The organism is Gulosibacter chungangensis (assembly GCF_008831155.1).
GTDB lineage: Bacteria > Actinomycetota > Actinomycetes > Actinomycetales > Microbacteriaceae > Gulosibacter > Gulosibacter chungangensis.
In genome coordinates, this window is the sequence record NZ_WBKB01000005.1 from 265041 (window position 1) to 280250 (window position 15210).

General features: G+C 61.8%; 11 protein-coding genes and 2 tRNA genes. 10 read left to right on the plus strand and 3 right to left on the minus strand.

Annotation, left to right across the window (positions count from 1 at the left end):
• Window positions 1-40 precede the first annotated feature (40 nt).
• From F8O05_RS09815 to F8O05_RS09860, 9 genes are all read left to right on the plus strand, one after another.
• Window positions 41-111 (plus strand) — tRNA-Gly (locus tag F8O05_RS09815).
• Window positions 112-310: 199 nt separating this feature from the next.
• A complete protein-coding gene (locus F8O05_RS09820) occupies window positions 311-1480 on the plus strand; it encodes an acetyl-CoA C-acyltransferase (RefSeq protein ID WP_158052548.1) in 1170 nt (389 codons plus the stop codon).
• A 312-nt stretch (window positions 1481-1792) separates the two neighbouring features.
• Window positions 1793-5149 (plus strand): YncE family protein, encoded by a 3357-nt coding sequence (locus F8O05_RS09825; protein ID WP_158052550.1) that lies wholly within the window; start codon window positions 1793-1795, stop codon window positions 5147-5149.
• 156 nt (window positions 5150-5305) lie between these two features.
• The gene (locus F8O05_RS09830; RefSeq protein ID WP_225735836.1) at window positions 5306-6316 is read left to right on the plus strand and encodes an ABC transporter substrate-binding protein; all 1011 of its coding nucleotides are present in this window, start codon (window positions 5306-5308) and stop codon (window positions 6314-6316) included.
• A complete protein-coding gene (locus F8O05_RS09840) occupies window positions 6313-8760 on the plus strand; it encodes a hypothetical protein (protein ID WP_192497119.1) in 2448 nt (815 codons plus the stop codon). Before F8O05_RS09830 ends, F8O05_RS09840 begins: the two co-directional genes overlap by 4 nt.
• A complete protein-coding gene (locus tag F8O05_RS09845; RefSeq protein WP_158052552.1) occupies window positions 8760-9875 on the plus strand; it encodes a hypothetical protein in 1116 nt (371 codons plus the stop codon). The genes F8O05_RS09840 and F8O05_RS09845 overlap by 1 nt, the downstream gene beginning before the upstream one ends.
• Entirely contained in the window at window positions 9872-10879 is a 1008-nt protein-coding gene (locus F8O05_RS09850; RefSeq protein ID WP_225735837.1) for a FecCD family ABC transporter permease, read from the plus strand. Before F8O05_RS09845 ends, F8O05_RS09850 begins: the two co-directional genes overlap by 4 nt.
• A 53-nt stretch (window positions 10880-10932) precedes the next feature.
• Window positions 10933-12114, plus strand: a complete 1182-nt coding sequence (locus F8O05_RS09855; RefSeq protein WP_225735838.1) for a FecCD family ABC transporter permease — start codon at window positions 10933-10935, stop codon at window positions 12112-12114.
• Window positions 12111-12908 carry an ABC transporter ATP-binding protein gene (locus F8O05_RS09860; protein WP_158052554.1) on the plus strand — a complete coding sequence of 266 codons (798 nt, stop codon included), beginning with the start codon at window positions 12111-12113 and terminating at the stop codon, window positions 12906-12908. The genes F8O05_RS09855 and F8O05_RS09860 overlap by 4 nt, the downstream gene beginning before the upstream one ends.
• Before the next feature lie 4 nt (window positions 12909-12912).
• Here the strand turns inward: F8O05_RS09860 and F8O05_RS09865 are convergent, their stop codons facing one another.
• Window positions 12913-13566: an MBL fold metallo-hydrolase gene (locus F8O05_RS09865; RefSeq protein WP_158052555.1), complete on the minus strand. Its 654-nt coding sequence runs from the start codon at window positions 13564-13566 to the stop codon at window positions 12913-12915.
• A 178-nt stretch (window positions 13567-13744) separates the two neighbouring features.
• On the opposite strand from F8O05_RS09865, the gene F8O05_RS09870 reads away from it, so the two are divergent.
• Window positions 13745-13821, plus strand: a tRNA-Pro gene (locus tag F8O05_RS09870).
• Between the two features lie 181 nt (window positions 13822-14002).
• On the opposite strand, the gene F8O05_RS09875 is transcribed toward F8O05_RS09870, so the two are convergent.
• Window positions 14003-14806: a transposase gene (locus tag F8O05_RS09875; RefSeq protein WP_404811368.1), complete on the minus strand. Its 804-nt coding sequence runs from the start codon at window positions 14804-14806 to the stop codon at window positions 14003-14005.
• Window positions 14807-14826: 20 nt separating this feature from the next.
• Window positions 14827-15129, minus strand: a complete 303-nt coding sequence (locus F8O05_RS15370) for a transposase-like zinc-binding domain-containing protein (protein WP_449727775.1) — start codon at window positions 15127-15129, stop codon at window positions 14827-14829.
• Window positions 15130-15210: the final 81 nt, after the last annotated feature.

Here is a 15210-nt window from a genome sequence, read left to right on the forward strand (position 1 = left end):
CCGCTACACTTGCTAAGTCCGCTTCGTGCGACACCTTTTCGGGGCTGTAGCTTAATGGTAAAGCCTCTGTCTTCCAAACAGATGACGCGAGTTCGATTCTCGTCAGCCCCTCGGAATATTGGCCCGACTTCTGCAACACAATGCGGAAGTCGGGCCAATTGCGTTGGTGCGCTTGCTGGTGAGGAACAACGTTGTTCCCCGCGTAACATCGCCGTTGCCGTGTTGGTGGGTGGCTGTATATGAGAGATGATGAACCTGCGTATGCGTCGTTGCTGCGTGCGAATCTGACTCGATATTTGAGGAGACCCCGTTGACCGTTCTTATCGCTGGCTATGCACGGACCCCGTTCACAAAATTCACCGGACAACTGTCGGCTCAGCCTGCGACGGTACTCGGTGCGCACGCAGTGAAAGCGGCTCTGAAGAACGCAGGGGTGGCACCGGAGCAGGTTGAGCGGGTCGTGGTGGGGCAGGTGCTGCAGGCGGGTGCCGGTCAGAACCCCGCGCGTCAAACAGCTATCGGAGCTGGGATACCAATGCAGGTTCCGGCTGTCACGGTGAACGCGGTATGTCTCTCCGGAGCAGAAGCCGTGGCAGATGCCACACGCCTGATTAACAGTGGCGAGGCTGAGATCGCGGTTGCGGTGGGGCAGGAGTCGATGTCGCTCGCGCCGCACGTGGTGCAAATGCGTGCCGGTACGAAGTACGGTCCGGTCACAATGCTCGACACCGCAGACCACGATGGTTTGACGGACGCATTTGACGGTGTCGCTATGGGTAAGCTCACCGAAGAAGGCAATCCGGCCCGCTCGCTCACTCGTGAGCAGCAGGACGAAGTTGCCGCTGCATCCCACCAGCGAGCCGCCCAATCGACCGCATTCTTTGCGGAAGAAATTGCGCCATTTACGGTGACCTCCCGCCGGGGCGACACGGTGGTGGATGCGGATGACGGCATTCGCGCGGACACCACGGTTGAATCGCTCGGCAAATTGCGACCGGCCTTCGAGAAAGACGGCACGATTACCGCGGGGAACGCCTCGCAGATCACGGACGGCGCTGCAGCCTTGGTCCTCGTGAGTGAGAAAGCTGCTGCCGAGCTCGGACTGAAGCCCCTCGCAAAGGTTGAAGCGCACGCGCTGGTCGCGGGGCCTGACACGAGCCTTCACAATCAGCCGGCAAACGCCATCGAAGCGGCGCTTGCCAAGATCGGCGCGACTGCGGCGGAACTGGTGGTGGCTGAGATCAATGAGGCTTTCGCCGCGGTCGCCGTGGCGTCAACCGATCAGCTCGGTATTGACCCGAGCATTGTGAACCCGCACGGTGGCGCGATTGCGCTAGGGCACCCGATCGGCGCTTCGGGTGCCCGCCTGGTGGGCACGCTCGCACGGCAGCTCGTGGAGCGCGGTGCCGGCGCACTCGGTGCCGCGGCACTGTGCGGTGGCGGCGGGCAGGGGAGCGCGATTATCTTGCGAGCTCTCTAGTAATTTTCAATAGCGTGGCCTCCCTGGGAATTCACTCCGGGGAGGCCGCGCTTTTCTGTGCCCGAGGCGATGAATAAACCCTGGTCACAACCCAAAGCAGGGTCAAGGGTGACCATTAAGTTTGAAAATAGCGCAATCGTTACGCAATTTAAGCCAAAAAGTTAGGTAAGGCTTTCCTTCGCAACAAATGTGCGATAAAACCTTTCATAGCTAACTCATAGCTTAGCCTCACCTAACTCCTAGGTGATCGCAAGTCGGACAGCACCGCTGTATGCCGACCAAGTGGATTATCGACACTCAAGGAATCGAACTATGAAGCGATCGGATGCGATCGGACGCAGTTGCTCACTGCGGTCGTCGTGGACCAAGCGGGGACTTGCCGTCACCGCTGTGGCCGCCGTTGCCACTACCAGTGCCTTCGCCGCCAACCCGGCAATGGCAGATGAAGCTGACTGGACCTACGATGTGACGTCGCTCGAAACCGGCGTCAACAACGGGTACCAGCTCGCCTACGACGACGACAATGACAAGGTCTACTTCACCGACGCCGCATGGCGCTCGGAGACCCGAGTGGAAGGCACCGCGGACAGCGAACCCCTCGACTGGAGCAATGTCGAAGACGATGTCACGAGCCAGTCCAGCATGCGCACCACCTTCTCGCCCTACGGCGTTGCGGTGGATGGCAAGCTCGATGGCGGCACGATCGTGACCACCACCGCTCGCGCTCGCGATGGCCAGTACGGCGGTGCCGTGGTGATCTATACCGCTTCCCAGGGTGCACCGACCAATGAGGACCGTGTCTACCAGTGGGAAGACGGCACCCCAATCTTCTCGGGCGTTCGCCGCATTGCGGTGGATGAGACCAACCACCTCGCCTATGTCACGAACCTTGGTAACTCCCGCGGCAGTGGCCCTGACGGTTGGATCACGGTGCTTGACCTGACCAAGCGCGGCCACGAGTCGGTGGTTGCCCAGATCACCGTTCCGGATGCATCCGGAGCGGTTGGTGTGGCCGTGGATGAAGCCAACAACAAGATCTACGTCGGTGGTTACGCTGGCGGTCTCTACATGATCGACGGTAACGCGATCGACACCTCGAACCCGAAGAGCTTTGACCTCAACAACGGCGCCATCACCAAGCTTGAAGATGCTGGTGTCGGTGAGAACCCGCGTCCGACCTACAACGCAGACCTCAAGCGCCTCTATGTCTCCGAGTGGGCTTCGCCGACGGCGAAGATCACGGTGGTGGATGCAGACCCCGCTTCCTCGACCTACGGGGAACAGATCGACCAGATCGAAACCGGCCCGAGCAATGCCGTTGAAGTCGATGGCGAACTGGGCATCCTCTACTCGGCAAACCTGGGTGACCAGGAAGTTGTCGCCTTCGATACTGAGACCCACGAGGAACTCTTCACCGTTCCGACCTCGGGTAACGCGTTGAACCTCGGCATCAACCCCGACAACAACGACGTCTGGGTCTCGAACTTCTCCAACTCGGGCAAGACTGACGTCATTTCGGTCAGCGAAGCCACCGGTGAGACGGAAGAGCCGACCGAGCCCGAGACCGTCGAAACGCCCTATGGCTCTGGGGACACCATTGCCTACGTGAACCACCCCTCCGAGTGGGTCGAGGGCACGACACTCAAGCTTTCCGGAACGAACTGGAAGCACCCGGATGGCACCGGCTCCACCATTGCGTTGAAGCTCAACGCCGGCAGCATTGCTCCGAAGACTCCGATCGGTGGTGACGTTCCGGATGACGTTTGGGCACTGATTGAAGCCGATGATGACGGTACCTGGACTGCTGAGATCCCCTTCCCGAGCAGCGAGAACACGAACGCTGACGTATCCGGTCTTGTTGCTGGTGGCGAAATCAAGTTCGCGTTCTTGACCGGCTCGATGAAGCCTGGCGACGCTATCCGTGGCGGACAACTCCCAATCAGCATCGGAGCCGCACCGGCTGCCGAGGAAGAAGCACCGTCCGAGGCCGACCCGGCTGCGGAGTACGACTGGACCGTGAACACCTACGACACCGGTGTCACCAACGGGTACCAGCTCGCATACGACGACGACAACGACCGCGTGTACTTCTCGGACGCTCAGTGGCGCTCGGAAACCCGCGACGCGGACACCGGTGAGATCACCGTCACGCAGGAAGCTACCGGCAAGATCGTTGAATTCAACGCGAACTCCTACGAGCTCGTCGCGAACCACGACTACACCGGCCTGTACCGCAACGATGACTCCTACACCATCAACGTCACCCAGGAAGCATCGGGCAAGGTTGTCGAGTTTGACGCGAACGCAAAGTCGCTCACGCAGAACCACGACTACACCGGCCTCACCCGCAACGACGGTTCGGGCCTGACCGACGCTGACCCCTTCGACTGGAGCAACGTCGAAGACGATGTCACCAGCCAGTCCAGCATGCGCACCACCTTCTCGCCCTACGGTATTGCGGTGGATGGCAAGCTTGACGGCGGCACGATCGTGACCACCACCGCGCGCGCTCGCGATGGCCAGTACGGCGGTGCAGTTGTTGTCTACAGCGCGCAGGACGGCGCACCGACTGACGCAGACCGCATCTTCGAATGGGAAGACGGCAGCCAGATCTTCTCGGGGGTTCGCCGCATCGCGGTCGACGAGACCAACCACCTCGCGTACATCACGAACCTTGGCAACTCGCGCGGCAATGGCCCCGACGGTTGGATCACGGTGCTTGACCTGACCAAGCGTGGTGCCGAATCGGTTCTCGCACAGATCACCGTTCCGGATGCAGCCGGTGCAGTCGGCGTCGCAGTCGATGAAGCGAACAACCTCATCTACGTCGGTGGTTACGCTGGCGGACTGTACGTGATCGACGGTAACGCGATCGACACCTCGGACCCGCGCAGCTTTGACCTCAACAACGGCGCCATCACCAAGCTTGAAGATGCTGGTGTCGGTGAGAACCCGCGTCCGACCTACAACGCAGACCTCAAGCGCCTCTACGTTTCGCAGTGGGCTTCGCCCCAGGCAGCCATCAGCGTCGTTGACGCTGACCCTGAGTCGGACACCTACGGCCTGCAGATCGAAGAGATCATCACCGGCCCGAGTAACGCGGTTGAGGTCGATGGCGAATACGGCATCCTCTACTCGGCCAACCTGGGTGACCAGGAAGTCGTAGCCTTCGACACCGAAACCCACGAAGTACTCTTCACCGTTCCGACCTCGGGTAACGCGCTGAACATCGGCATCAACCCCGACACCCACGACGTCTGGGTTTCGAACTTCTCCAACTCGGGTATCACCGACATCATCTCGGTGAAGCCTGCTGGTGAAGAAGAGCCGGGCAAGGGCGACGAAAACGGTGACGAAAACGGCGCTGAGAACGGTAACGAAGACGGCGCCGAGACCGGCGACGAAAACGGTGCCGCTGACGGTGCAACTCCGGTTCCGACGACCCCGTCGGAGAATGACGGTGACGACGCCGCAGCCAACGGTTCGGGTTCCGGCAGCAACGGTTCGGGCGACAAGGGCTCGACTGACGCTGGCAACAAGGACAAGGACGGCAACCTCGCCTCCACCGGTGCGGAAATGCTGCCGGCAATCGGCATCCTCTCGGCACTGCTCATCGCTGGTGCAGCGCTGCTCACCTGGGGTCGCAAGCGTGGCCTTGAACAGGAGTAATCCCAACTCCTGAGCGATAACACCCTCTGGGCGGAGCGAATCACTTGCTTCGCCCAGAGCGGTGTCCACTCCACATCACATTTGCGAAGCCCTTGCGTTTCGCCTTCCTCCCGAAATACCCCCATTCATCTCCCGCAGCATTGAGAGGTCGTTCGCGTGACTCGTATCCGTAGCCTGCAGCCGGTAGCGCTGCTGTTGCTCATCACCAGCCTCATCGCGGCATTGCTTTCTGGCTGCTCTGCGTCACCGACGAACTTCACGGAATCAGCACCCGGCGCGGTCCGCACCGTGATCGATGCCGAGGGCACCGAAGTGCAGGTTCCCGAGGTTCCCGAACGAATCGTTACTCTCAGCGAACCCACGCTGGATGGTGTGCTCGCGCTGGGGGTCACCCCGGTCGGCACTGTCACCGGTCGCGGTCAGAGCGCCGTGCCGAATTATCTTGCCGACGTAGCCGCCGATATCCCCATTCTGGGCAGCGTTGCCCAACCAAACTTTGAAGCGATCGGCCAAGCCGCGCCCGACCTCATCCTCGTGGATGGGACGAGCATTAACAACAACCCGCCGGTAATCGAAGCGCTGCGTGAGATTGCCCCGGTGGTGTACACCGGGTTTGCTGGCGGTGACTGGCGCCTCAACTTTGAATTAGTTGCCGAAGCGCTCGGCATGGAATCCGAAGGCCAAGCGGTCATCCAGGCATATGACGACCGAGTAGCAGAACTCCGCGAAGACCTCGGCGAATACGAGGGTTCGACCTTCTCGATCGTGCGCTGGCAGGGCGGTTCTGCCGCACTCATTCTGAACGAACTACCGCCGGGGGTGGCGCTGCTCGACCTTGGGCTCGCGCGGCCTGAAAATCAGGACCGCATCGGTCGCGGTCACTCGGAACCGGTGTCGCTCGAGAATTTGCAGGAAATCGACGCGGACTACATCTTCTTTGGCACACTCGGTGGCTCGAGTGTCGACAACCCGAATGCGGGCGGCTCCGCCGATATTTCCGGAGCAGAGGATGCGCTCGAAAATGCGGTCTCGACGCCAGGGTTTACCTCGTTGAACGCGTACCAGAACGACAACATCATCCTCGTTGACGGTTCCTCGTGGACCTCCACGGGTGGCCCCATTCTTATGAACTCGCTCATCGAAGACGTTGCGGAGGCACTCCTATGATTCGTCGATTTGCCGCAGGCGTCCTTGCTCTTGTGCTTGGCGCCGGAGTCCTCATAGAGGGTGTTTCACAGTCGGCAACCGCTGCCGAGGACGCACAGATTTCTCTGGAACCGGTCGTCTACGGCGAACCGATCGTGTTGACCGGTACCGGCTGGGTAGATAATTCCGGTACCGCAGGCAGCGTGATGTCGGTGCTCTTGGATGCTGCTCGCTCCGGCGACCCAAACACAGTGTCCACGAAGCTCGATATTGTCGACCCCACGACTGGGAATGTGAGCTCGGATAAGCGACTGCACGCCCTTATCCAGGCGGATGCTGATGGCAGTTGGCAGATTGAGATCCCGTACCCGACCGCGGAAAATTCCTCGGCAGGTGACACCACGCCTGCTTGGGAAGTCGGTACCACGCACCAGATCCGAGTACTGTCCGGATCACTCGGACCAAATGACCCGATTCGCTCAGTCGCTACGGACTTCACCGTCCACGCGGAGCTTCCGACGGACCCAGAACCCGTACCTGAACCTGAACCCGAGCCGGAACCGGAACCGGATCCCGATGCGCCGGAATGGTCACACGTGCGGATCGACGCCAATGACGGTGCAGTCGCGTGGGTCTCTTCGGAAGTAGCGGCGGGGGACAACTCGACCATCCGTGTCCGCGGCAAGGGCTGGACCACGACCGACGGAACCGGTGCATCCACCGTGGCACTGAAGCTCAATAATTCGGCCGACGGTGGGCAGCACACGCACAGCGGCTCCGACATTATTCAACACCCTTCGGCGTCCGGGGATGCCACTATCTGGGCGCTCCTCGCGCCGAGCAACCCGAGTAACCATCCCTATGTGGTGACGATTGCCGCCGATGGCAACTTCGACATCGAGATTCCCGCTCCCACGGGGCTGAGCGCGGGGGACTATCTCTCGGTGCTCTTCCAATCCGGTCGCTTCGACGACACCGACATTCAGCGCACCGCAACCACCTCGCTGATCACTGTGGGTGGTGTGCCCTATGAGGATGAGGGCGGCAGCAGCGGTGAGCAGGCGACATGTAAAACTGAGGTAAATCCGTCAATTGAAATCGTTAGCGAGACGGTTCCGCTTGGTGGCGAGCTCCACGTTCGTGGCGAAGGTTGGTGCCACCCCGAGCCGAACAGTGGCGGCTCAGTGGTCGCGTTCAAGATCGATGAGGGCGGTTATAGCCACCTGCCCGAAAACGCTGTCCACCAGAACCTCACCATTTGGGCCATCATCGAGGCGGATGCGGAAGACGGTACTTTCGACAGCTACATTCAGCTGCCCGATGGCACCGACGTTACCTCCACTCCGGCCTTCACTATGGGCGCGCACACGCTGCGGCTACTGACCGGTTCACTCAAGACTGGCGACCAAGTCCGCACGCTCAAATCGGAAGAATTTGTGGTCGGTGAATACCAGCCGCTCGGCACCCCCGATCCGCTCGACACCTCGAGCCTCAAGACCAGCAACAACGGCGACATTTCCCTCGACCGGTCGGCGACCCAGTGGGTTGTGACGATTCCCGGCGCGGCGGAAGGCGACTGGGTTTACCCGAATCTCTACGCCGGCGCCTCCCAGCGTGCTCCTTGGGGTGCGGAATGGTTCCGGGCGGATGCGCAGGGTCGCGTCACACTCCCCATTGACGGTATTACTCTGCCCACCGGGGATCTCACCTTCACTGTGCAATCCGGTAATCAGGGGGAACGTGGGGAGCTCCTCGGCTGGCTCAAGGTGACCATCGAGGCCCCCACGGTGGCGGAGGAGAAGCCATCGGCGGTACAGCAGACGACCAATACATCCAACGAGGGAAGTGCAACGACCGCCTCGAACAGCGGCTCCGGCAGCGGCAGCAGCGCGAGCGGGTCGAGCAGCGCGGGTTCCTCCGCAGGCGGAGCAGCGACGGGGCCACAGATCCGTGCCGTGCCGTCCTTTATTCCAGAAGCTCCGGTGGAACGCAGCAATGCACTGCGCTCCATGAACCCCGGCAACGTGACGCTGAAGGTCGAAGAAGGCATTGCCACAATCACCGCGCCGAATGGTGCAGCTGGCACATACGTGTACCTCTATATCTATCCGGGCCAGATTCCGGTGGGTTGGGTGCTGCTCGATGAGACCCAGAGCATCACGCTCGATGTGAGCGCGCTACCACCGGGTGCCTACCGAGTGAGCCTCCAAGACGAAGCAGGCGAATTCCTCGGTTGGGCAGCGATGAAGGTCGACGGCGATGTGCCGGTGACTGAGTTTGCGGCGTTGAGCCCGTCGGCTGACGGCACGGTCACACTTGCCGAGCCGGCTGCTTCCGACGCGGTCACCGGCTGGCAGCCAAACAACCTCGACTTCCTGCTCATCGCCCTGGGCGTCATGCTCTTTGGCGGCACAACCGCGACCGTGATCGCCCTCTCGCAACCCGCATCCCGAAAGGAAAACTGATGCGTTCAACGCCGAAGCACGGCAGGCTCGCCGTGGTCATGACTGCCACCGCGGCACTGTGCGCTGCACTGTTCACACCGACGGCTGCGAACGCACTGCCGCCGGACGGCCCCAGCCCCGACACCCCGGGTACTTGGTCGAGCGTTTCACCGCGCCAGGTCGCGGCCGGGCAGACGATTAATTTCTCGGTGGGTGGTTTCCCCGCGGGGGAGATCGTGCACATCAAAGTCAACGACGGTAACCCCGACGTGTGCTCGGCTTCGGCCACGCACGGGGCCTGCGTCATTCACACGCAGGTCATTGGTTCCAATGGCGAGGCGCACGGATCGCTCGTGGTCCCCAGCGACCTAGCGCCGGGGAGCTACTGGCTGCGCTTCCTCGCATCCGAGTACGTAGACCCGAACAATCCCTCCGCGGGAACCCGCGGCTACACGAATCGGGGCAATAGCGACTTCACCATCGTGAGCGGTTCCTCCGGTTCCAACTCTGGCAGCTCCAATTCCGGCAGTAATTCCGGCAGCGGTGGTTCTGGGGGTAACTCCGGCGGTACGAACAGCGGCGGCTCCGGCGGTGGATCGAGCACAGCGGTGGTGCCCGACGTTGGCGGCGAGAGCTCCGAGTCGACCGAGGAAGGCGGCGACACTTCGAACCAGTCCCTCGACGAAGAATCGCTGGTGGCGCCGACTGCACCGCCGACAATTCCCGAGCTCGCGGAAGATGTTCCGCTGTTCGCGACAACTGCCGACGGCGAAAACGTGAAGGCCAAACTCGGCGTCGATCGTTTCGGGCAGTGGGTATACGCGGTGCACCTCCCGGCGGCCGGAGACCCCGTCGGTATGGGCTGGGTAGCCGTCGACAGCGACGGTCAAGTGACTGTGCCGACACCTCCAGACGGTGCCATCTACTTCCTCGACGCCAGCGGTGAAGTGCTCGGCAAGATCGTCGCCAGTGACACGGCCGCGCAAGTGGCCTCGGGCGATGGCACGAATGCGCAGGTCGCGGATGACGCAAACTTCCCACTTCTGGGCGTCTCGGCACTTGGCCTCGCGGTGCTCTTGAGTCTCGGCGCGATTATTTTCGTGGTGCTTCGGCGCAGGAAGCGTGATGCTGCGTGAGTGACGGGTTCCGACGAACGGGCATGTTCGTCGGGCTCCTCGCATTCCTGACGCTCTGCTGCGCGATGAGCCTGAGCATCGGCTCGAACTCCTCGATTACACCGACGATGACCTGGGAATTGCTGTGGCACCCCGACGGGTCTTTTGAATCGGAAGTGGTCTCGGGGCAGCGTGTGCCGCGCACGCTCTTGCTGATCCTGGTGGGTGCGGCGCTTGGCGTTGCCGGGATGCTCATCCAGTCACTGACCCGAAACCCGATTGCCGACCCGGGCATCCTTGGTCTCAACGCGGGAGCCTCGCTCGTTGTGGTGCTCGCGGTGGCAATCACCGGGGTCGTGAGCGTGTGGTTCTATGTGTGGTTCGCGTTCGTGGGCGCGGCCGTAGTGGGTGTCATCGTGTATGTGCTCGGCGGCATCGGTGCAGGCGGTAGCGCGAGCCCTGCCCGACTCGCACTTGCTGGTATCGCCGTGAACATGGCGATCACCGCGATCGTGCAGACCGTGATTCTCACGAACCAGAACACCTACAACGAGTTCCGATTCTGGGCGGCGGGTTCGGCGGAAGGTCGCGGCTGGCCGGTGTTTTTTGCGGTCGTGGGGTTCATTCTGGTCGGACTGCTCGGTGCGGCGATGCTGACGCCAGCACTCAACGCGCTCGCCCTCGGTGCAGATACCGCGGCAGGCCTTGGCGTCCCGGTGGCGCTTGTACGGGGACTCGTGCTCGCATGCATCACCGTGCTGGCTGGTGCGGCCACCGCGGCCTTCGGACCGATTTCCTTCATCGGTCTCGTCGTGCCCTATATTGCGCGGGCCTTCGGCGGGGGAGATCAGCGGATCACGCTGCCCTTTGCGATCGTGGTCGGCCCCATCGTGATGCTCATCGCAGACGTACTTGGCCGGGTGCTCGCATTCGAGGGCGAAGTGCAGGTCGGTATCGTGGCGGCGCTCATCGGTGGACCGTTCTTCGTGGCCATCGTTCGTCGACGCAGGATCGAGGCACTGTGACCCGTCCCAATCAACCGGTGAGGGCCAATCAACCGGTGCAGGCCATTCATCCGGTGCAAACCGATCAATCGGTGCAAGCCAGCCAGCCGGTGAAGACCAGTCGGTCGGTGCAAATCAGCCAAGCGGAACGGACCAGTCAACCGGCGCGAACGAGTCGACTGACGCGAGTCGAACTGCAACAGCGCCCAACCGCATCCATGTCCCGCCGCTATCTCGTTGCCCGCGTGGGCGACTTTTCGATGCGCTTGCCCCGTCGCGGGCTGATCGCAACGCTCGGCATAGCGCTCGCCGCCCTTGCCGGTGCCTTCGCGATGCTCCTCATCGGCGACTACCCGATGAGTCCGGCGCAGGTATTCGGCTCGCTGCTCGGCGTCGGTGAGGATGCACTGGCCAGCTATTTCGTGACAGAACTTCGACTGCCCCGCGCGATCACCGCGCTCGCGGTGGGTGCCGCCCTCGGCTTGAGTGGTGGCATCTTCCAATCGATCTCGAATAACCCGTTGGGAAGCCCCGATGTCATCGGGTTCACCACCGGGTCAGCCACTGGCGCACTCATCGCAATCATCGTGATCGGTGGGGGACCGGCAACCACGGCCAGCGGCGCGCTGATCGGCGGCTTCGCCACGGCGATCGTCGTGTACCTGCTCGCCTGGCGGCAAGGACTCACCGGTACCCGGCTCGTGCTCGTGGGCATCGGCACTGCCGCTGTGCTGAGCGGTCTCAATAGCTTGCTGATTACTCGCGCCTCGCTGGATGCCGCGCAAACCGCGGCGCAATGGCTAGCCGGCTCGCTGAACGCTTCAACCTCCGTTGAAGCGTGGCTCGTGACCGGGTGCCTGGGAGTGCTGGTACCGAGCGCACTGGTGCTCGGTAGACCGCTGCGGATGCTTACCTTTGGCGACGACATCGCCATCGGTGCAGGAGTGGCTACCGAACGGGTGAGATTGTGGCTCGTGGTGATCGGTGTCTGCCTCGTTTCGGTGGCGACCGCCGCCGCTGGCCCGATCGCCTTCGTGGCGCTGGCTGCACCGCAACTCGCGGCTCGACTCAGCCGTGCCGAGATCGGTCTTGGTAGCTCCGCGCTCATGGGCGCATTCCTGGTGGTGGCGAGCGACATCGTCGCCCAGCGATTGTTCGCACCCACCCAGCTTCCCGTGGGCGTCGTCACCGGCGCCCTCGGCGGTATTTACCTGATTTGGCTCCTCGCGATGCAGTGGAGAAGGAGAACAGCATGAACCGGCCCGCGATTCGAGCACGCAATTTGGTTGTCGAGTACGGCACCCGCAGGGTCCTGGACAATGTCGACGTCGACATCACCGAGGGCTCCCTTTCGGTAATCATCGGCCCGAACGCCTGCGGTAAATCGACACTGTTACGGGCCCTCGCAAGGATGCTCCTGAGTCGTTCGGGATCGATCGAGCTTTTCGGGCGCCCAATTGAAGGGGAATCGCGCAAGTCGATTGCTCGGCAACTGAGCATGCTGCCGCAGTCTCCCTCGGCGCCCGAGGGGATCGTGGTCGAGGATCTCGTCGCGCGCGGTCGCTATCCACACCAGGGCTTGCTGCGACAGTGGAGCAAACAGGACGAGATCGCTGTTGAAGAGGCGATGGCAGCCGCAAACGTGCTCGAGTTGCGTGAGCGCGATGTCTCCGCGCTCTCCGGCGGTCAACGTCAACGAGTCTGGATTGCGATGACACTCGCGCAACAGACGCCGATCGTCCTGCTCGACGAGCCCACCACCTATTTGGATCTCTCACACCAACTCGATGTGCTCGACCTCGCCCGCGACCTGCAAGCGGCAGGGAAAACTGTCGTGGTGGTGCTGCACGAACTGAACCTGGCCTTCCGCTACGCCTCTGAGGTGATCGTGATGCGCGAAGGTGGCATTGTGGTGCAGGGCCGACCCGAAGACGTGGTCTCCGCAGCCCTCATCGAGGATGTGTATTCGGTGTCCTGTCAGGTCGTCCAGGATCCAGAGTCGGGCACGCCATTGGTGGTGCCCAAAGAACGGTCGCTCACGGGACGCTAGGCGATTAGGTCCACAGCGATTCGTCGTAGCCGAGGCGTCGATAGGCGCGGTTTTCGATGAGCCGCTGCAGCGCCCCATCGGTGATGCCGATACCTTCCGGGGACAGGATGGCATCGTGAATCGGTACGATGTCGGCGCTTGGGTGGGCCCGTACGAAGTCGATGGTTTCGGCGAGTTTCAGCCAGGGTGCTGCGATTGGGGTGAAGAGCACCCGCACGTTCGCGGGGTCGGGTGCCGTGGTAAATGAGTCACCCGGATGGAAGAGTTCGTTATCGATGAGGTAGGCGTTGTTCTGCAGCACCGGCATCCCCGGATAGACGGCGGCATGGGAGCCGCCAAACGCGGTGATGCTGAAGCCTGCAGCGGTGAAGGTATCTCCGGGTTCGGCGGGATGCAAGTGCGCCTCGGGAATGCCCGCTTCGGCGAGGAGCTCAATTACTTCCTGCGGCCCCCAGACCTGCGCATCGCTACCGTCAAGCGCCTCCGGCACGATGTGGTCGGGATGCTTGTGGGTTACCAAGACCGCGTTTGCATCGCGAAGCAGCTTGTGGCTGCTGAGGTTCCCCGGATCAATCACGAGTAAGAGATCATCTTTTTCGATCGCGAGGGATGAATGCCCCATGTGCGTAATCTTCGTCTCACCAGCAAATCCGGTCACGATGGTCCCCTTTGTCCCACTGCCACAACATGTTTTGCCCACGGTAGGCCGCCCACGTGGAAGTCTCCTCGATGCCGGTGAGCAGCGAAAACAATCGAATCTTGCGCGACTTTTCCGGTGTGGTGCAACGCACCGCAAAATCCGGGCTACACTTGCTCAGGTTGGTTTCAATCAACACCGGGAATTAGCTCAGCTTGGTAGAGCGCTCGCTTTGGGAGCGAGAAGTCGCAGGTTCAAATCCTGTATTCCCGACCATGTGAAGTCGCGGGACATCGTTCACTCGATGTCCCGCGACTTTCTTTGTTTTGGCGCGCGTGTCGGGTTATAGGCCAAAAAGTGTGTATGGCTCCGGGTGTGTCACCCTCGGCCGGCCCATCCTTCGCGGAGCCAGAGTCCTTGGGTTAGAGGCCAAAAAGTGTGTATGGGTTCGGGTGTGTCACCCTCGGCCGGCCCATCCCTGGCGGAGCCAGAGGCGTTCAGCAGCGTCGAGGCCTTTGTCGTAGAACACGGGCCCAATTGATTCCTCTGCCACGAATGTCGGCTCTGGGTTAGCGGGTTGTTGCTTCGCGAAATCCAGCGCTTGCTCGAGTGGGATTTCGTGCAGGGTGAGGAACCATTCCGCGGCGCGTTTCATGTGCGCTTCGCTCATTCCACGGTGCGCGCGTAGCGCGGTGCGGATGCCGTTATTGATGCCACCTTCGAGAGCGCTGGTGGTGCGGGCGGTGTGGTGTTCCAGATGGGTGAACAGGTGGCCTTTGGTGTTGAGGTTGTGGAGCAGGTTCCAGGCCTTGCGGAGTCGGTCGTGGGTGTACCACCATTGCCCGTTCCGGGAATAGGTGCGTTCTTTGGTGAGGGGTCCGTGGGCTTGCCACCACGCGTCGAGGTGTTGTTGCCACACGATCGCGTCGTCGATCGTGTGCACGTCCGAGAGGTCAAGTGAGAGCTGTCGTAAGCGGCGTCCAACGAGGGTGCGTGGGTTCAACGTGAGGGAGCGACGGATGCCCATTTGGACGTGGAACAGACAGCGCTGGATTCGGGTGTCGGGCCAAACCCGGCGTAGGGCGGCGTGGATCCCGGCGCCGCCGTCGCAGATCACGACAGTGGGCGCGGGGATGCGTTCAAGCAGGGCTTGCCAGGCGGCTTTGGATTCTCTGGCGCACCATTGCCAAGCCAGAACCTGCTGTTCTTGGGTGATTGCGATCAGCAGGCACCAGGAGCCGATGTAGATCCCGTCGAGCATGATCTGGTGGTGCCGAGTTTCTACGGGAGGGTGGGTTCGAGGTCCCAGCACCACGCAGTATTGCGGCGAAGGGAACGACCAGTTGCCGTGTTCGTGTATTCGGCTTGAGAGCGTTTGCCAAGCAGCCAGATTAGAAAGAGTCGGAGCTGGTTTCTGCGGACCAGGTCGGTGCGTTTACGGGTGGTGCTGGCGCCGCAGTGTTTGCAGCGCCAGCGTTGTGTTCCCGCGGTGGTGGTTCCGTTTTTGACGAGGCGGTGGCCGCATACCAGACAAGTGGTGTCAAGCCCCGGGTTTGGTAGAGGGTCTCTTTCTTGGTTTTCTATGCGGCCAGGACCATTGGCTGGTGGAGGTCGTGGGCCTCGACCGGAGTTAAGTAATCAATCCCGGAATGCAGGCGGCGCCGG

Bases quoted from the DNA above. Each gene is read 5' to 3' on its own strand.
- F8O05_RS09825 (WP_158052550.1), top strand. From the start codon at position 1,793: ATGAAGCGATCGGATGCGATCGGACGCAGTTGCTCACTGCGGTCGTCG.
- F8O05_RS09840 (WP_192497119.1), top strand. From the start codon at position 6,313: ATGATTCGTCGATTTGCCGCAGGCGTCCTTGCTCTTGTGCTTGGCGCC.
- F8O05_RS09845 (WP_158052552.1), top strand. From the start codon at position 8,760: ATGCGTTCAACGCCGAAGCACGGCAGGCTCGCCGTGGTCATGACTGCC.
- F8O05_RS09860 (WP_158052554.1), top strand. From the start codon at position 12,111: ATGAACCGGCCCGCGATTCGAGCACGCAATTTGGTTGTCGAGTACGGC.
- F8O05_RS09875 (WP_404811368.1), bottom strand. From the start codon at position 14,806: ATGCTCGACGGGATCTACATCGGCTCCTGGTGCCTGCTGATCGCAATC.